Source organism: Pseudoalteromonas sp. A41-2 (genome assembly GCF_015767615.1).
GTDB classification, from domain to species: domain Bacteria; phylum Pseudomonadota; class Gammaproteobacteria; order Enterobacterales; family Alteromonadaceae; genus Pseudoalteromonas; species Pseudoalteromonas lipolytica.
The window spans coordinates 1,172,123-1,191,386 of record NZ_CP065231.1 but is presented as its reverse complement, the minus strand read 5'-3'; the positions used below and the strand labels follow the sequence as shown (position 1 = coordinate 1,191,386).

Annotated in this window: 15 protein-coding genes; 5 read left to right on the top strand and 10 right to left on the bottom strand. The window is 43.1% G+C overall.

Going from position 1 to position 19,264, the window contains the following annotated elements; genetic code table 11:
- Positions 1-9: 9 nt before the first annotated feature.
- The 3 genes from dnaE to lpxB are packed head-to-tail and all read right to left on the bottom strand — an operon-like array spanning position 10 to position 5,253.
- Positions 10-3,501 (bottom strand): DNA polymerase III subunit alpha, encoded by a 3,492-nt coding sequence (dnaE, locus tag IT970_RS05520; RefSeq protein WP_074988618.1) that lies wholly within the window; start codon positions 3,499-3,501, stop codon positions 10-12.
- Positions 3,501-4,106 carry a ribonuclease HII gene (rnhB, locus tag IT970_RS05515; protein WP_118844136.1) on the bottom strand — a complete coding sequence of 202 codons (606 nt, stop codon included), beginning with the start codon at positions 4,104-4,106 and terminating at the stop codon, positions 3,501-3,503. Before rnhB ends, dnaE begins: the two co-directional genes overlap by 1 nt.
- Positions 4,096-5,253, bottom strand: a complete 1,158-nt coding sequence (gene lpxB, locus IT970_RS05510; RefSeq protein WP_036969702.1) for a lipid-A-disaccharide synthase — start codon at positions 5,251-5,253, stop codon at positions 4,096-4,098. Before lpxB ends, rnhB begins: the two co-directional genes overlap by 11 nt.
- A gap of 423 nt (positions 5,254-5,676) precedes the next feature.
- Here lpxB and IT970_RS05505 point away from each other — a divergent pair, with 423 nt between their 5' ends.
- Genes IT970_RS05505 through cydC form a run of 5 tightly spaced genes read left to right on the top strand, consistent with a single transcriptional unit; the run spans position 5,677 to position 12,043 of the window.
- On the top strand, positions 5,677-7,263 hold the full coding sequence (locus IT970_RS05505) for a cytochrome ubiquinol oxidase subunit I (RefSeq protein WP_036969704.1): 1,587 nt from the start codon (positions 5,677-5,679) through the stop codon (positions 7,261-7,263).
- Positions 7,260-8,399: a cytochrome d ubiquinol oxidase subunit II gene (gene cydB / locus IT970_RS05500; RefSeq protein ID WP_118844135.1), complete on the top strand. Its 1,140-nt coding sequence runs from the start codon at positions 7,260-7,262 to the stop codon at positions 8,397-8,399. Before IT970_RS05505 ends, cydB begins: the two co-directional genes overlap by 4 nt.
- 12 nt (positions 8,400-8,411) lie before the next feature.
- Entirely contained in the window at positions 8,412-8,564 is a 153-nt protein-coding gene (gene cydX / locus IT970_RS05495) for a cytochrome bd-I oxidase subunit CydX (RefSeq protein ID WP_036969707.1), read from the top strand.
- Positions 8,554-10,314, top strand: a complete 1,761-nt coding sequence (gene cydD / locus IT970_RS05490; RefSeq protein WP_196857662.1) for a thiol reductant ABC exporter subunit CydD — start codon at positions 8,554-8,556, stop codon at positions 10,312-10,314. Before cydX ends, cydD begins: the two co-directional genes overlap by 11 nt.
- Positions 10,307-12,043 carry a thiol reductant ABC exporter subunit CydC gene (cydC, locus tag IT970_RS05485; protein ID WP_065979756.1) on the top strand — a complete coding sequence of 579 codons (1,737 nt, stop codon included), beginning with the start codon at positions 10,307-10,309 and terminating at the stop codon, positions 12,041-12,043. Before cydD ends, cydC begins: the two co-directional genes overlap by 8 nt.
- Here cydC and IT970_RS05480 read toward each other — a convergent pair.
- The 7 genes from IT970_RS05480 to rseP form a co-directional block, all read right to left on the bottom strand.
- A complete protein-coding gene (locus IT970_RS05480) occupies positions 12,040-12,414 on the bottom strand; it encodes a septal ring lytic transglycosylase RlpA family protein (RefSeq protein WP_118844133.1) in 375 nt (124 codons plus the stop codon). The two genes, cydC and IT970_RS05480, sit on opposite strands and share 4 nt — an antisense overlap.
- Before the next feature lie 103 nt (positions 12,415-12,517).
- On the bottom strand, positions 12,518-13,288 hold the full coding sequence (gene lpxA / locus IT970_RS05475; RefSeq protein ID WP_036969713.1) for an acyl-ACP--UDP-N-acetylglucosamine O-acyltransferase: 771 nt from the start codon (positions 13,286-13,288) through the stop codon (positions 12,518-12,520).
- Between the two features lie 2 nt (positions 13,289-13,290).
- The gene (gene fabZ, locus IT970_RS05470) at positions 13,291-13,743 is read right to left on the bottom strand and encodes a 3-hydroxyacyl-ACP dehydratase FabZ (RefSeq protein ID WP_036969715.1); all 453 of its coding nucleotides are present in this window, start codon (positions 13,741-13,743) and stop codon (positions 13,291-13,293) included.
- A gap of 10 nt (positions 13,744-13,753) precedes the next feature.
- Positions 13,754-14,794 carry a UDP-3-O-(3-hydroxymyristoyl)glucosamine N-acyltransferase gene (lpxD, locus tag IT970_RS05465; protein ID WP_118844132.1) on the bottom strand — a complete coding sequence of 347 codons (1,041 nt, stop codon included), beginning with the start codon at positions 14,792-14,794 and terminating at the stop codon, positions 13,754-13,756.
- A 9-nt stretch (positions 14,795-14,803) separates the two neighbouring features.
- Positions 14,804-15,322: an OmpH family outer membrane protein gene (locus IT970_RS05460; RefSeq protein ID WP_036969722.1), complete on the bottom strand. Its 519-nt coding sequence runs from the start codon at positions 15,320-15,322 to the stop codon at positions 14,804-14,806.
- Between the two features lie 11 nt (positions 15,323-15,333).
- Positions 15,334-17,805, bottom strand: a complete 2,472-nt coding sequence (gene bamA, locus IT970_RS05455) for an outer membrane protein assembly factor BamA (protein ID WP_118844131.1) — start codon at positions 17,803-17,805, stop codon at positions 15,334-15,336.
- Between the two features lie 106 nt (positions 17,806-17,911).
- Entirely contained in the window at positions 17,912-19,264 is a 1,353-nt protein-coding gene (rseP, locus tag IT970_RS05450) for a sigma E protease regulator RseP (protein ID WP_196857661.1), read from the bottom strand.

Sequence of the window (19,264 nt, the reverse complement as noted above, 5' to 3'; positions counted from 1 at the left end):
ACTACCTAATTAATTAAATTCTAGTTCTACATCTTGCGCCGCCATCAGTGATAACTTGTGAATTAAGTCATCACTAGGCGTAACACACCATTCGGTTCCTAACGTAATCTCAGCCAACGCATCAGGACGTTGATAGAATACTTTAATAGGACACGTGCCAAACTTATAAGGTTCAAGCACTTTTTGTAAATTATCGAAGAAGTTCGCCTCGATCTGCACCATATTCAGCGTCATTTTAATCGCTTTTATACGCTTTTCTCGCGCTTGAGCAATGGTGCATATGTCTCTGGCGGTCATTGTAATGCCACCGGAGAAGTTATCAAAGCTGACCTGTCCAGATATTACCAAGATATTGTTAACTTGCAGCATATCTTGGTACATTTCAAACTGTTCTGGGAATAAGCGTACATCAATACGGGCACTCTTGTCATCTAAAGTTACAAGACCCCAACGATTTCCCTTTTTATTTATGAGCGTACGCGCCGCAATGACTAAGCCTGCAGCGGTTGACTGCACATCGCGATTCGTTGGCTGCAAATCAACCAAACGCCCCGAAGTATAATATTTAAGCTCTTTTCGGTACTGATTAATCGGGTGGCCCGTTAAATACAGCCCTAACGTTTCTTTTTCACCGTCTAACCATTCGTTATCCGTAAGGTCTGGGGCTTTAATAAAGGCTTGTTCAACTTCGTCTGGCTCTGTGGCTAATAAACCAAATAAATCAGCCTGACCAAGCGACTCCGCTTTATGGTGCTGGTCTGCCGCTCGCATGGCATCTTTTAAACTAGCTAACAATGTTGCGCGACCAGGCTGTGTTTTATCAGGGCCTAACTGATCCAGCGCCCCCGCATAAATAAGTTTTTCTACTACGCGTTTATTTAAACGTTTTAAATCAACGCGAGCGCAAAAATCAAATAAGTCTTTAAACGGGCCGCCTTCTTTACGCGCTTCTAAAATGGCTTCTACTGGGGCTTCACCCACCCCTTTAATCGCACCAATACCGTAAACAATTTGGCCTTTTAAGTTAACCGTAAACTTGTACTCACCCGCATTTACATCAGGCGGTAGCAAGGTTAACTTCATGTTTTCACATTCGTCGACCAAGGTAACAATTTTATCGGTGTTATCCATATCAGCCGACATTACGGCCGCCATAAACTCGGCCGGATAATGCGTTTTCATCCACAGAGTTTGATACGACACCAATGCATAAGCAGCGGAGTGAGATTTGTTAAAGCCGTAACCTGCGAACTTTTCGACCAAGTCGAAGATTTTTATCGCTAGTTCGCCGTCAATACCGTTCTTTTCTGCACCTTCTTCGAAGGTTGAACGCTGCTTGGCCATTTCTTCAGGTTTTTTCTTACCCATTGCACGGCGAAGCATGTCTGCGCCACCAAGGGTATAGCCTGCCAGTACCTGCGCAATCTGCATTACCTGCTCTTGATACAGGATGATGCCGTAGGTCGGCTCTAATATTGGCTGTAAGCTTTCATGTTGCCATTGTACATCGGGGTACGATATTTCTTCACGCCCATGCTTACGGTCGATAAAGTTATCTACCATGCCTGATTGCAGTGGACCCGGTCGGAATAATGCCACGAGTGCAATCATATCCTCAAAGCAGTCGGGTTTTAGACGACGAATAAGGTCTTTCATGCCGCGCGATTCTAGCTGGAAAACCGCGGTCGTCTCAGCGCGGAGCAATAAGTCAATGCTGGGTTTATCATCAAGCGGGATAGCATTGATATCAACGGGGTCTTTACCTTCGCGCGCTAAACGCTCGTTGGTCATGTCGAGCGCCCATTGCAAGATGGTTAATGTTCTTAAACCTAAGAAGTCGAACTTAACCAAGCCTGCGGTTTCAACGTCATTTTTGTCAAATTGAGTTACCGGGAACTTGCCTTCATCGTCGCAATAAAGTGCAGCAAAATCGGTGATCGTGGTGGGTGAAATTACCACCCCCCCTGCGTGTTTACCGGCATTACGTGTACACCCTTCAAGAATGCGACACATGTCGATAAGCTCTTTTACTTCTTCGTCACCGTCATAGGCTTCTTGTAAACGCGGTTCTACATCAAACGCTTTCGCAAGCGTCATACCGGGGTCGCCAGGGACTAGTTTTGATATGCGATCGACAAACCCATAAGGGTGGCCAAGTACACGCCCCACATCACGAATAACCGCTTTTGCAGCCATGGTCCCAAAGGTGATAATTTGCGATACCGCGTCGCGGCCATACAATGCCGATACGTGATCAATCACTTCATCACGTCTGTCCATGCAGAAGTCAACGTCAAAGTCGGGCATGGATACACGTTCAGGGTTCAAAAAACGTTCGAATAGTAAGTCAAATTCAAGCGGATCTAAGTCGGTAATTTTAAGTGCATATGCAACCAACGAGCCCGCACCCGAGCCACGTCCCGGTCCCACTGGAATATTGTTATCCTTACTCCACTGGATGAACTCCATTACGATTAAGAAGTAACCCGGGAACCCCATTTGGTTAATTACATCGAGCTCGATTTGTAAGCGCTCATCGTATTCTACGCGCTTTTCTTTTCGCTCTTCTTCATCGGGGAATAAAAACTGCAATCGCTCTTCAAGACCATCTTTCGATACTTTAACTAAGAATTCATCGATTTTGAGCGAGCCCGTTGGGTAATCGGGTAAGAAATAGGTGCCCAACTGTACGGTTACGTTACAGCGTTTTGCAATTTCAACGGTGTTTTCGAGCGCTTCAGGAATATCACTAAAGAGCTCAGCCATTTGCTCAGCTGTTTTTAGGTATTGCTGATCAGAAAAACGTTTTGGTCGGCGCTTATCTTCAAGGGTGTAACCATCATGAATTGCAACACGAATTTCGTGGGCTTCGAAGTTTTCAGGTTTTAAAAACACCACCTCGTTAGTGGCCACCACGGGCAGTTGTTCTTGGCTTGCTAATTCTACCGCTAAATGAAGGTAATCTTCTTCAAATGGGCGCTCAGTCCGAATAAGCTCAATATAATAATGGTCACTAAAGTGTTGCTTATAGAAACTCACCACCGACTCAATCAGGCCGGCATTGCCTTTAAGTAATGCTTTGCCTAAATCGCCATCTTTTGCGCCTGATAAAATTATGAGGCCATTTTTGAGCCCCACCAGCCATTCACGGTCAATCACGGGACGATGAAAAACATGCCCGCGTTGATACGCTTTAGAGATTAATAACGTGAGGTTTTTATAGCCTTCGTTATCTTTGGCTAAAATAGTTATTCGGCATGGTTCATCTTCGAATTCTGGGCTTCGTAACCAAAAATCAGCTCCCACAATTGGCTTAATTCCAGCGCCATGTGCAGCCCCATAAAAACGCACCAAACCACATAAGTTCATCTGGTCTGTTATGGCCAGCGCTGGCATTTGTAGCTCTTCTGCTTTGGCAACGATTGGTTTTGTTTTTGCGAGGCCATCCACCATTGAGAAATCAGAATGAACACGTAAATGAACAAATTGCGGCGCAGGCATTAGCGTTGCTCTCCTTTTGACGCCAAAATGCGCTGCACAGGTTTAAAGCTTTTGCGATGCTCATTAATAGCACCATACTGTTCTAGTGCAGCAAAATGCGCTTTGGTTGGGTAACCTTTATGTCCTGCGAAGCCGTATTCTGGATAGCGTTTATCGAGTTCAATCATTTCGTCGTCTCGGGCCACTTTCGCAAGAATTGATGCAGCCGAAATCTCTTCCACTAAGCTGTCGCCTTTAACTACCGCTTGCGCAGGTATGGTTAATTGGCTAGGAACGCGATTACCGTCAATAAATACAAACTCAGGTTTTACACTGAGTCCTTCAACCGCACGGCTCATTGCCAGCATAGTGGCATGTAAAATATTAAGCTCGTCAATCTCGCTTGGGCTACAACGACCAATGGCATAACACAGGGCTTTTTCTTTGATTTCTGCGGCTAAAAGTTGGCGTTTTTTATCCGACAATTTTTTTGAGTCGGCAAGTCCCACAATCGGTTTTGTAGGGTCGAGGATCACCGCGGCGGTTACTACGTCACCAACGAGCGGGCCACGTCCTACTTCATCAACACCGGCAATATAATTTACATGTGGTCGATCAATCTGCATTTAGTAACTCCGCGACTGCTGTTGCAGCTTGTTCGTTGGCATTTAACCTAATTTCTTTATGAATCGCTAAAAAGCGTGCTTTTAGTTCACTATTATCTGAATTTAACATAGGTGTGAGTGCATTTGTTAAATTATCAACATTACATTCTGTTTGTAGGTACTCGGGGACAAGCTCTTCATCGGCCAGTAAATTCGGTAGCGAAAAGTACTTGATGTTAAAGGTAAACAGCGTTTTAAATATCCAATAGCTCATTGGCTTTATTTTATACCCTACTACCATTGGCTTTTTATAGAGCATGCCTTCTAATGTAGCGGTCCCTGAGGCAAGTAAAATCGCATCGGCAGCTTGCATAGCAAGATTTGACTGGCCGTCGAGTAACTGTAATTTTAAATGAGGGGCTGTTTTTTCTAGAATGTCACAAAACTGAGTTTTTCGTTTTTCGTTAACGAGTGGTACCACTATTTTCAGTGCTGGGTTTTCTGCCTGTAGTTTAGCGGCGGTCTGAATGTAAGTGTCACTCAAAAGACCCACTTCTGAGCCTCGGCTGCCCGGTAAAAGCGCCAATACTTTGTCTGAATCTGATAAACCGAGTGCATTACGCGCTTTGCTCTGATCATGCTCCAGCGCAATATCATCAGCCAGCGTATGACCAACAAATGTGCAAGGCACGTTGTGTTTGTCATAAAATGCTTTTTCGAATGGTAATAAAGCCAACACTAAATTAGTTGCTGCGCTGATTTTATGAATACGCTTTTCACGCCACGCCCAAACAGAGGGGCTCACATATTGAATTGTTTTGATACCCGCTTCTTTTAGCGGCTTTTCAACACGTAAATTAAAGTCTGGCGCATCGATACCAATAAACACATCAGGCGGATTATCTATAAAATGTTGCACGAGCTGTTTGCGAATTTTTAATAAGCGCGGTAAGCGCCCCAACACTTCAACCAGCCCCATTACCGACAACTCATCCATATCGAATAACGTTGTACAACCCGCAGCTTGCATACGCGGCCCTGCAATTCCTTCAAAAATAGCATCTGGGAAACGTACTTTAAGTGCTTTAATGAGCCCTTCACCTAAAATATCACCTGATAACTCACCTGCCACCAAGGCAATACGTAACGGCTTTGTTTGTTCTTTCATTCGTTGATAATTCGCAACTTTCTGCACTAATAAAAATGAGTTTACCGTGTTTTAGCAATCGGATAAATGTCACAGAGTTAATAAATACTAGAAATTAAAATTGCGATTAAAAGTTGCTCTAAAAGCCGTTTATAAAATAGATAAAAACAATGCCAGCACAGGGGGCTACTCACTTTTGAGTAAGTCAAAGGGGTTGAATTAGTAATTAATTACTTTCTTAAACTATAGATTAATCATTTGAAATATTTAGTTTTTATCTCTAACCTGTAGAATTAACGAACAATCGCTATCATATTAATTTCCTATTTTCTATTGACTAAAATAGATACAAGGTTAATATTCACGAAGTTTCAGTAATTACTGAAACTTTGAAAGATATTTTTTTTGTCGTGTCTACCGCACCCTTTAATAAGGAGCTAAACAATGATAGATGAAACATTTGTGGATCTATCGCGATTGCAATTTGCAATTACTGCCCTCTTTCACTTTCTATTTGTACCACTCACTATAGGTATGACGTGGATTTTGGTGATCATGGAATCCGTTTATGTGATGACAGGTCGTGAAATTTACCGTGATATGACTAAATTTTGGGGTAAGTTGTTTGGTATAAACTTTGCGATTGGTGTGGCCACTGGTCTCACTATGGAGTTTGAGTTTGGTACTAACTGGTCTTATTACTCTCACTATGTGGGTGATATTTTTGGCGCTCCTCTGGCTATTGAAGGGTTGATGGCGTTCTTTTTAGAATCGACCTTTGTCGGCATGTTTTTCCTTGGTTGGGAGCGACTCACAAAACGCCAACACCTTGCAGCGACCTTTTTAATGGCTTTAGGCACCAACCTTTCGGCATTGTGGATTTTGATTGCCAATGGTTGGATGCAGAACCCTGTGGGCGCAGAGTTTAACTATCAAACCATGCGCATGGAAATGACCAGCTTTGCGGAGCTAGTATTCAACCCAGTCGCACAGGTTAAATTTATTCATACGGTGTCTGCCGGTTATGTCGCGGCTTCAATGTTCGTACTCGGCATCAGTAGTTGGTACATACTCAAAGGTCGTGATTTGGCCTTTGCGAAACGTTCATTCTCTGTTGCATCAGGTTTTGGCCTTGCCTCTATTTTATGCGTTATTTTACTAGGAGATGAGTCTGGTTATGAAGTAGGCGAAGTGCAAAAAGTTAAACTGGCTACAATCGAGGCTGAATGGCACACAGAAGAAGCGCCCGCAGCATTTACACTGGTAGGTATTCCTGACTCTGAACAGCAAGTCACCCATGCAGCGGTTAAAATACCTTATGCGTTGGGCATTATTGCGACACGTTCGATTGATGAACAAGTCACGGGTATCAAAGATTTAGAAAAACAACACGAAACACGTATTCGTAACGGTATGCAAGCATACGAGTATCTCGAAAAATTGCGTGGTGGTGATGACTCCGCCGAGAACATTGCCAAGTTCGATACACTTAAAGCTGACCTCGGTTATGGTCTGTTGCTTAAACGCTACACCCCTAATGTGGTTGATGCCACAGAAGCGCAAATTCAGAAAGCGGTGAAAGACTCATTTCCGAAAGTGGGGCCCATGTTTTGGTCATTTAGGATAATGGTTGGCTGCGGTGTGATTATGTTAGGGGTCTTTGTACTGGCCTTTTACTATAACGCCAAACGCGTTATAGAGCATAAGCGCTGGTTACTCTGGGCCGCCGTGTGGAGTATTCCATTACCTTGGATTGCTATTGAGTTTGGTTGGATTGTTGCTGAATATGGACGTCAACCATGGGCAATTTCAGAAATATTACCCACATTTTTAGCAACCTCCTCGTTAACGGTAAATGATTTGCTGATCAGCATTACGGGCTTTATTGTATTTTACACCGGTCTAGCAACCGTTGAAGGTTGGTTGATGCTGCGCTTTGTTAAACAAGGGCCTAGCTCTTTGCACACAGGTAAATATCATCATGAACTCATTAAAGAAGACTCGCTAGCAGGCCAAGGAGTACAGTCATGATCTTTGATTACGAAACACTAAAATTAATCTGGTGGGTATTAATCGGTGTGCTCTTGATTGGCTTTGCTGTTACCGATGGCATGGATATGGGGGTGGCTATTTTGCTCCGCCTTGTTGGCAAAACAGATATCGAGCGCCGAACCGTTATCAATACCATCGGGGCTCACTGGGATGGTAACCAAGTGTGGTTTATTACCGCTGGGGGTGCATTATTCGCTGCATGGCCTATGGTGTATGCTGCTGCATTCTCAGGCTTTTATTTTGCAATGATGCTGGTCTTATTTGCGCTGTTTTTCAGACCACTTGGGTTTGATTATCGCTCAAAAATTGAGTCAGCCCGTTGGCGAAATAACTGGGATTGGGGCTTGTTTGCAGGCAGTTTTATTCCTGCACTCGTATTTGGGGTTGCTTTTGGTAACCTACTGCAAGGTGTGCCTTATCATATTGACGATTTATTACGTGTAAGCTATCAGGGCTCATTCTTTGCTTTACTTAATCCATTTGCCATTGTTGCTGGCTTAATAAGTGTGCTTATGTTGGTTGGTCACGCGGGTATGTGGCTGCAACTTCGTACCGATGCAGACGTAGCCAAACGCTCAGCACAATATGGCCGATATGCACTTATGGCGTTTATTGTATTGTTTGCTTTGGCCGGTGTTTGGGTATCGCAAATTGACGGTTATACAATCGTCAGCATGGGCGACACTCAAGGCTATGCGAACCCTCTGGCTAAAACAGTAACGCAGGCACCTGGTGCATGGCTTGATAACTATACAAAAATGCCACTAACGATGCTTTTCCCAGCGCTAACATTTGTGATGGCGGCACTGGCTATTGTGTTATCTAAATTACAAAAGCCTGCGTTAGCACTTGTTTCATCAAGCATCATGTTGGCTGGAGTTATTTTAACAGCAGGCATGTCAATGTTCCCGTTTATTATGCCTTCAAGCAACAACCCAAATATTAGTCTTACTATGTGGGATGCGGTTTCGAGCCATATGACCCTCAATGTTATGTTTGTTGTTGCCATTATTTTTGTTCCTTTAATTTTAACTTACACGACCTGGTGTTATGTGAAGATGTGGCGAAAAGTCACTATCGCTGAAATCGAAAACAACACTCACGGTAGCTATTAAGGAGATTTAATTATGTGGTATTTTGCCTGGATATTAGGTGTTCTATTAGCCTGTACACTTGGGGTAATTAACGTGATGTGGTACGAATTTCATCAACATAAAGATTCTATCGCTGATGATGAGCTAGAGCTGTACGCGAGACTCAAAAACAACGATGACAACTAAACCCCGACCAAATCGCGCGCAGCAGCAAACGCTGCGCGCTTTTTTAAAGCAGTATAGTCAGTCCGCTTCTGGGCTGCTTAAATTAAGCATTAGTCTGGGCACTTTCAATGCCCTGTTAATGATTGCCTCTTGTTACTTACTTGCAAATACCGCGCATCAAGTCATGTTTGAACAAGCAAACTTGCAAGCCGTAAGCCCTTTATTATGGCCTCTTGCTGGGCTAATTTTAGTTCGTGCTTTGTTGGTTGCGCTAAGTGAACGCGTGAGTAACCTTGCCGCGTTAGAAATAAAAAACGTGATGCGAAATACATTGCTAGAAAAGCTCAGCAAACTTGGGCCAGCTTACAGTGAACAAAAAGGTCACGGCGCTACACTTAATACCTTACACAATGGTGTTGAAGCACTGCATCAATATTACGCCAACTATATTCCAAGTGTGGCTTACAGTGCACTTATTCCATTCGCAATATTAGTGGTGATTTTTCCAACCGATTACAAAGCGGGCCTCATTTTCCTATTAACAGCCCCGCTTATCCCATTTTTTATGATTTTAGTGGGCCATAAGGCTGAACAGTTAAACCAAGAGCGTTGGCAACAGCTAGCGGTACTAGGAAATTACTTTTTTGACAGATTACAAGGACTGACTCAACTCAAGCTCTTTAATGCAACCAAGCGTGAGCTAAATAGCATAAGTCAGATTTCTGATGATTACCGTGGTGCGACCATGGGGGTGTTGAAAGTCGCCTTTTTATCATCTTTCGCCCTTGAGTTTTTAGCCACCATTAGTGTTGCCCTTGTTGCCGTTATCATTGGCTTTAGGCTGTTCTTTGGCACCCTCGACTTTGCCACTGGTTTTGTGGTGTTATTACTGGCTCCTGAGTTTTATTTACCGCTTAGGCAAATGGGCACCCACTACCATGCAAAACTTGAAGGTATCAGCGCTGCTGCTGATATGGTCGAGATTATTAATCACAGTGAAGCAGATGATCACACGGGTACATCCCCTCTCCCATTACCACTTGAAGACATAAAATTAACCGCACTTAGCTATCACTACCCCGAAACAAACGAAGGGGTGACAGATATCAATTTAACACTACCTAACACGGGTTTAATTGCATTTGTTGGCGAAAGTGGCTCAGGAAAAAGTACTTTATTTGACTGCCTATTAGGTTTTCATCATCACGCTAACCACGCCATTAGCATCAACGGGCAACCCTTAAGTGACACGGCTTTAAGTGATTGGCATGCACAGCTTGCATGGATCCCTCAACACGCCACTTTATTTTACCGAAGTGTTGCCGACAACCTGCGTCTAGCCAAACCTGATGCATGCCAAGACGAGCTCATTGAAGCCGCCAGTAAAGCGGGCGCACTTGAATTTATTAACGCTTTACCACATGGCTTTGATACCTTACTGGGTGAGCAAGGTGAAGGCCTCTCCGGTGGGCAAAAACAGCGCATAGCGCTTGCCCGTGCATTTTTAAAAGATGCCCCAGTTCTACTACTCGATGAACCTACAGCACATTTAGACAGCCAAACAGAGCAGCTTATCAACCAAGCAATCTGTGAATATGCGAAAAATCATTTAGTCTTGGTCATTGCTCACAGACTTAATACGGTAAAGCACGCTGATACCCTTTACGTAATGCAGCAAGGCAGCATTGTAGAGTCGGGCCGTTATAAACAACTGGTCAACGATGCGGGGCTATTTGCAAAACTGGTAAGTCGAGGTGAAGCCCATGCATAATTTTGTACGCTTACTTAAACTATGCAAACCGCATGCTGGCATGCTGTTACTGGGGGCTTTTTTAGCAAGCTTAACCGTGCTGGCTAATGTGGGTTTACTGGCTATTTCAGGCTGGTTTTTAGCCGCGATGGCTGCCGCTGGCATTGCCGGTGTGCAGATGAACTATTTTACTCCAGCAGGCGTGATCCGCTTTTTAGCGATTGTACGAACCGCATCGCGTTATGGCGAGCGTATGATTACACATAACGCGACATTTTTATTATTGAGCGAGATTCGCGTAAAAATGTTCGCAACACTGAGTCGGCTCAATAATGTCGATTTAGCAATGAGCCGCAGTGCCGATTTAGTCAATCGATTACAAAACGATGTCGACGCGCTTGATAAGTTTTACTTAAATGTGCTGCTACCAATCATCGTTGCGCTTTTTACTATCCCAATTGTGATGGCGTTTATGGCAGCGTATAACGCCGACGTTGCATTGCTATGCTTTATTTCATTAATGGTTATAGGGGTGCTACTCCCCGCTTTACTAAGCCGTAAACTTCATAAAGAAGCGCATGTCGAAACACAACTTAGTGCAGAATTAAGAGCTGAACTTGCCGATACATTAAAAGGGGCAAGAGAGCTTGCTGTATATCAAGCACAAAACGCTCAACTCACGCATTGTGATTCTTTAAGCCAACAATACAATGCTCAGCTCTATAGCCGCCATAAAGCGGTTGCAAACAGCAATGGTTTAAGCACCTTGGTTATTCAACTGACTATGCTGGCAAGTGTGTTTATGATTATTCCATTGGTTTCTCTGGGCACCATGAAAAACGTTGAACTGGCTATGCTGGCGCTATTTGTTCTAGCAAGCTTTGAAACTGTACTCACCCTGCCTACAGCGTTTATAGAATTACCTCTGACCTTAAGCGCCGCAGAGCGCCTGTTCGTACTTGAAGACAATCACAGCAAAGCCAATACACAGCAAAATGAAATAGACAATCAATCAGCGCTCGGTCTTACGTTAAGTAATGTCAGTTATCAATACGCTGGAAGCACACGTAAGGCACTTAATAACATCAACGTGTCTGTCTGTGCTGCAAGCAAGGTTGCGCTGGTTGGTGCCAGTGGCAGTGGTAAAACCACGCTTGTTAATTTACTCACCGGTCTTTGGCCACTGCAATCAGGCTCTTTAAAGCTGACCACAGACGAGCACAGTTTTGAGCTTGAGAGCATGACACCTTCAGCACGCTTTAAACAACTGACAATTGTTGCGCAGCAGCATCATATTTTTGATGGCACTCTGCGTGAAAACCTACTCTATGCAGCGCCTGATGCAACAGATGAAATGCTTATTCAAGCCTGCGAACAAGCAGAACTCAGCTCTTGGCTTAACAATTTAAAGGCCGGGCTCAATACCCGTTTAGGCATAGCAGGTAGAAAGCTGTCGCACGGTCAATCACGCCGTATTGCAATTGCTCAAGCCATATTAAGGCGCGGTAATTTAGTCATTCTTGACGAACCGACAGAAAGTTTAGATAACCACACTAAATACCATTTGCTTAATACACTTGAGACAGTTTGGGCAGATAAAACGATGCTCACTATTACCCATGACCCAGCCATGCTTAGCCGGGTTGATAAGGTCATTTGGTTAGAGCAAGGGAAAATAAGAGCAGTGGCCACTCATGCAGAGTTGCTTGCAAACGAAGCTGATTATGTTGAGCTGATCACGCGTTTTTAATCGAGCTGCTCAACCGTAACGTCAATCACACCGTGCTTTAAGGAAGCAATTTCTGAAAACGCCTGCTTAGATAAATCAATAATGCGACCGCGAATAAATGGGCCGCGGTCGTTAATGGTAACAATCACACTTTTGTTGTTGGCAAGGTTCGTCACTTTGACCCGTTTGCCAAACTTAAGTGTTTTATGAGCAGCACTCAAGGCTTGTTGATTAAAAGCCTCCCCGCTTGCTGTCGTTCGACCATGGTACTTGTCAGCGTAATAACTCGCTTTACCTTTTTCTATCGCGCCCTTTGGTACGGAAGGTGCGCTACTACAGCCACTCATTAGCAAGGTCGCTAACACTAAAATAAAGAGTTTGTTCATATTGATTGTCCTTTTTAATCAATAAATTTAGCAAATCATTGCTTAGTAAAACCTGAACTACAAATACAAAAAAGCCACCTGTCGGTGGCTTTTCGTCTATCGCTATTGATTAGCGAATGATTCCGCGCTCAGAACTTTTCACAAAGTCGATCATAAGCTGAACGGCTGGGTATTTTGCTGCATCTTCGCTGAGTTCAGCGATTGCCTCCTCTACACCTAGGCTCTTACGGTAAAGTGTTTTATACGCACGGCGTGTTGCCATTATTTCATCACTTTCAAAGCCACGTCGTTTCATGCCTTCTGTATTGATAGCAACGGGTCCTGCTGGGGTACCAATCGTTGTAACAAACGGTGGAACATCTTTGTTAACGCCTGAATACATGCCAACAAATGCATGTGCACCCACTTTACAAAATTGATGAATACCCGAGTTACCAGCAAGGATAACCCAATCACCAATGTGTACATGGCCTGCAACAGATGCATTATTAGCAAAAATAACGTTATCGCCAATGACGGCATCATGCGCAACATGGGTGTACGCCATAAACAAGTTATTGCTACCAATTTTAGTAACGCCTTGGTCTTGGATAGTACCACGGTGGATTGTTGCACATTCACGAATTACGTTGTTATCACCGATAATTAACGTAGTTGGCTCATTAGCATATTTTTTGTCTTGGCAAGCTTCACCAACCGATGCAAATTGAAAAATATGGTTACCAGAACCTATTGTCGATGGGCCTTTAACAACCACATGAGACTCAATGATACAGTTATCACCAATTTCTACATCATTACCAATGTAGCTGTATGGGCCAACTGAAACATTATTTCCAAGCTTCGCACCTGGTTCGATTATCGCCGTAGGATGGATCACTGTTAAAACTCTCTTCTCGCACACATGATTTCGGCAGTACACACTACTTTGCCGTCAACTTTTGCTTCTGCTGCAAATTTCCATATATTGCGGCGCTCTTTTACAAACTCTACATGCAAATGCATCGTATCGCCAGGTAAAACGGGTTGCTTGAATCGCGCATTATCAATCGCAGCAAATAAATAAAGTTCATTTTCGCTACGGTTTTCAACTGTTTTAAAACCGAGTAAACCAGTCGCTTGAGCCATTGCTTCTAAAATCAACACACCTGGGAAGATTGGTTGATTAGGAAAATGTCCCGTAAAAATAGGTTCATTCACTGTTACATTTTTAATAGCATGTAACGACTCGCCTGGCGTGTAATCTAGTACACGGTCAACAAGCAACATCGGATAACGATGCGGAAGTAAACTCAAGATATCTTGGATATCAAGACTATTTAATTCATTTGCCAAAATAGCTTCCTTATTTGTCTTCAATATTGAGTGACTTTGTCAGTGACTCAAGTGCTTTAATGCGGTCTTTCATATCACCTAAATTACGGATATGGGCGATACTGCGTCGCCATTCTTTATTGGTTAGATGCGGTAAACCAGATGAGTAGATCCCAGGTTCAGTGATTGCCTTTGTCACCATACTCATGCCCGTGATTATAGCACCATCGCATACGCTAATGTGACCATTAATTGCGACCATGCCACCAATCTGACAATTCTTACCAATCACAGTACTGCCAGCAAAAACAGTGCAACCAGCAACGGCTGTACCTGAACCGATCTCGACATTATGCGCTATTTGACATTGATTATCGATAATTACATTACTATGGATGAGTGTGTCGTCAAGTGCACCACGGTCAATGGTGGTCGATGCCCCAACTTCAACTTTATCACCTATAATAACGCGACCCAGCTGCGGAATTTTCACCCACTCGCCACGCTCATTTGCATAGCCAAACCCGTCACTGCCGACCACGGTATTCGCCTGAAATAAGCAGTCACTGCCAATTTCAACGTCGTGGTAAATAGTGACATTAGCCCAAAGCTTAGTGCCTTGACCTATTTTTGCATTTTCGCCAATGAAACAACCTGGGCCAATTTGCACATCATTTGCAATCACGGCACCGGCTTCAATCACGACGTTAGCAGCAATCGCGGCATTATCACCAATTGAGGCTGAATCGTGAATGACTGCACTCGGATGAACACCTGTCGAAGCAGAGCGTGGCGTCGTGTCCATTAATTGAGCTAGCTTGGCGTAGCACACGTACGGGTTAGCAACAATAATCTTGTTACCCGCAAAATACTCAGCGTCGGCAGGTGATAAGATCACCGCACTGGCTTGTGTATCATCTAATTGCGAGCGATATTTCTTGTTCGCTAAAAATGCAATATGCCCAGTACGGGCATTTGCAAGTGTTGATATTTTTTTAATCTCTGTAGCGCCATCACCCTGAAGTTCGGCGCCCAGAAGATCCGCAATCTGCGAAAGCGTGTAGTTTTGCATATATGGTTTCTATTGCTTACTTACTTTTTCAACTACTTTATCTGATAAATCAGATACTGTTTTAGAGTTAACGTAAATTGTGGTTTCTTTCACTTTTACTTCGTCAAACTTGCCTGCTTTAGCAACTTCTTCAATTGCATCTAAGATTAGCTTTTGTACTTTCGCTAATTCTTGGTTTTGACGCATTTTGATTTCTTGCTCTAAAGGACGGCCTTTTTCTGCAAGTTGTTGTTGCATACCTTGAATCTTAGTACGTAATTCTTCTTTTTGCTTGTCGCTCATTGTCGTTGCTTCACGCTTGAACTTTTCAGCTTCAAAACGGATATCACCTTGCAGCTTTTCAAGCTCCTGACGACGCTCTGAGAATTCAGCTTCAAGTGTTTGTTCAACTTTCGCCATTTGAGGGATTTGTTTATAGATTTCTTGCATGTCTACAATCCCTACCTTGTGCGCAAAAGCATTCGTAGATAGGCCCATAGACAATGTAGCAAGAAGTGCAAACGCTGTTGATTTAAATGATTTTTTCACAAAAAACTCCTTTAGAATGTATTACTAATATTAAAGCTGATGGTCTTCGTATCGTCATCTTCTTCTTTTTGCAATGGATACGCAAAACTGATCAGCATTGGACCCATTGGAGAGATCCATTGTAGTGATAGACCGGTTGACACCCTAAAGCGCATAGGATCTGAATAATCCTCTAGTTTAGCGCGTTGATCAGGTAACAAGTTTTGATAACGGTCAATGTTAAACTCTGTATCCCATACGTTCGCAGCATCCACGAAGAAGCTTGTACGTACAGAGCTGGTGTTTTCTTCATCTAAGAAAGGCGTAGGAACAATAAGCTCCATACCTGCAACTGCTTTGGCGTTACCACCAATTCGGCCTTGTGGTATTAATACATCAAATTCTGATGCGCCACCAATACTGCCTGTTGTTGTGCCATCTGGCAGTGGTGTGCCCGGAATGCTTTGTGGCTGACGAGACACCGCGCGCGGTAGAATTGTATTACGGTCAAAACCACGCAGTTCCATCTCGGTGATACGGAAAAACTCTTGGAAAGGCAGCGTTTGGTCATAACCATTTGTCGTGCCATAACCATTACCATAAGCAAGGGCTGCACGCGTTGAGAATACCCAACGATGGTCATTACTGATTGGCCAGTAAAAACGTGAATCATAATTTAACTTAAAGTAGGTTAAATCTGAATTCGGCGTTGTACCAGTTAAGTTAAGTGACTGACGCGAACCCGCTGTTGGGAATAAACCACGGTTTACAGTAACACGCGACCACCCTGCACTCAGCTCAAACTTGGTAAAGTCGAAACCTGCATCTGGATTTTCTGGGTCTAAGAAGGTTTCACGCATTACACGTGTTTGCTCATATTCTGCAATATCAGACAGTTCTTCTTGAATCCAACGGAAACCAAAGTTAATACGGTTCACCGCATCAATTGGGAAACCAATGTTGGTACCAATACCATAACTCTTCGATTTATAGTCGATAAGACTAAATTTGCTCGCATCATAGTTGCTATAGAAGATACTACTTCCTTGCGATACACCATCCGGCGTAAAGTAAGGGTCGGTATACGACAAGCTGATACGCTCAGAACCACGTGAGGTATTAATGTTAAAGCCAATTTGGTTACCGGTGCCTAAGAAGTTTGATTCACTCACACCAATATTAAATTGCAAACCCAAGTATGAACCATACGCAAGGCCCGCATTAAAGCTACCAGCAGATTGTTCTTTAACCGTAAAGTCTACATCAACTTGGTCGTCAACACCGGGAACTGGCACCACATTAAAATCAACACTTTCCATGTATGGAAGACGTTGAATTTGTAATTTTGAACGCTCAAGATTTTGATTTGAAAGCCATGCACCTTCAAGCTGTGTCATCTCACGACGAACAACTTCATCCGCAGTATTTTGGTTACCACCAACAATGATTCGGCGAACATACACACGCTTACCTGGATTAACAGACAGTGTCAGTTGCACTTCTTTCTTTTCATCATCAATCTCAGGAATGGTGCGCACTTCTGCGTTTGCATAGCCAAAACGTGCTAAGTAGCTTTTGATAAATTCTTCAGATGACGTAACCACTGAACCATTATAAAGCTCACCAGTTTTTAGCGGTATAACACTCTTAATTAGCTCTTCTCGACCTAATAAATCACCGATGAAGTCAAAACCCTTTACGGTGTATTTTACACCTTCGGTAATATTAGCGGTTACATAAACAGAATCGCGCTCAGGGCTAACCGATACTTGTGTTGAATCGATATTAAAACGCAGGTAACCACGGTCTAAGTAGTAACTACGAATTTTCTCTAAATCGCCTTCGATAGTTTGCTTTTGATAACGGTCACTCGACATAAACTTCCACCATGGCAAGTCTTGTTGTGACTCAGCAAGTTTTAGCAATTCTTCGTCAGAGAATAATTCGTTACCCACGAGGTTTATTTGACGAATTGACGCGGCGTCACCTTCATCAAACTTAAATAATAATTTTACACGGTTACGTGGCAGCTTTGTGATGCTAACTTCCACTTTTGCATTGTATTTACCAATACTGTGGAAAAACTCAACTAAGCCTTTTTCAATGTTATCAAGTACCGTTTTATCAAGCGGCTCACCAGTACGAATATCTTGCTGGTCTAGCGACTCGTTTAACTGCTCATCTTTGATGTCTTTGTTACCATCAAACTCAATGAGGCTAATCGTAGGGCGCTCAGTTACTCGAAAAATGACGTTATTACCGTCACGTAACGCTTTAATATTGTCAAAGTGACCAGAGCGATAGAGAGCCTTTATGGTTCTTGAAATTGTGTACTCATCAATATTATCGCCCACGTTGATCGGAATATGGGTTAGCGCTGCACCTAGAGCAACACGTTGTAAACCTTCAACTTTTAAATCTTCTACAATAAAGGAGTTTTGGCCTAGGGCTGCAAAGCTTGCACCTAATAAACTTGAAACTGCCAAATGTTTTTTTATAGCCATTTTGTTATCTTTATCCTTTACAACTGTATTACCGCTCAACACCTTATAAATTAAACTTTTGCGGTGTTTTACAATCGTGTTCAAATTGGAATTTTTCACTTATTTGTTATAAACGCGATACATCATTGAACAAAGCGAAACATGTTAAAAATATGAGTAGCAAGGCACCCACTTTAAAACCAAATTCTTGCGTCTTTTCAGAGACCGGCTTTTTGCGAAAAAGTTCAATTATGTAATACATTAAGTGCCCACCATCAAGCACTGGCAACGGTAATAAGTTAAATACGCCAAGGTTTACACTGATCAAAGCTAAAAAGCTTAAAAATGCAACCAAGCCATAGCTTACGCTAGTTCCCGCTCCAACTGCAATGCCTACAGGGCCACTTAAATTTTTAACCGAGACTTGACCTGTAATTAAATTACCAATCATGTCAAAACTTAGGGTGATTAAACGCCATGTTTCTTGTATGCCCAGCACAATACTATCGACAGGGCCATAATGTCTAGTTTCAATATAATTTTCTGGCCATGCTTCAACTACAGGAGCCACACCTAAAAAGCCCTGCGCTACACCATCTGCATTGGTTTTGCTCTGAGGTGTCACAGTCAACTTTCTTATACTATCTTGCCTTTGTACACTAAATTGTAAGGATTTGTTAGGTGATTGCTGAATAACTGAAACTAACTGGGTCCAACTGCTGATATTTTCGCCATTTACAGCCACAATTGTGTCATTAACCTGTAAACCAGCCAGCTCAGCGGCTGAGTCTTTAGTGATTTGCGCAACGGTTAATGTTGCTTCAGGTCTAAAGGGCACAATACCGATTGAGGTCAATGGTGGGACATCTTGCTGATCAAGTTTCCAACCATCTAGATTTAAAGTGCGGACATGTTTTTGGTAATTCTGATCACGTAATGTGACGACCACACTTTGCTCACCTAAACGGCTCATTAATGAGAATGTGGCATCTTGCCAAGTGCTGATATCATCTTCACCAATTTTGATAATTTGCTGATTAGGTTCGATCTTAGCCGCTGCAGCACGACTGCCCTCGGTTACAGACCCCACCACAGGCTTTAATGATTGCACACCGACCATGTACATTACAGCAAGTGCAAAAATAGCGAACAAAAAATTGGCCATAGGACCTGCTGCTACAATCGCAATTCGCGCTTTCACTGACTTAGCATTAAATGATAAATGACGCTCTTCAGCAGGTACTTCATCGACACGCTCATCCAGCATTTTAACGTAGCCACCAAGGGGAATAGCAGCAATAACATATTCTGTTTTGTGTTTGTCGTACCACTTAATCAGTGGTTTACCGAAACCTATTGAGAAACGTAGCACTTTTACACCCGCTTTACGGGCTACCCAAAAATGCCCATATTCATGGACAGTCACTAAAATACCCAGTGCCAAGATAAACGAACCAAGGTTCCAGAAAAAATCAAACAT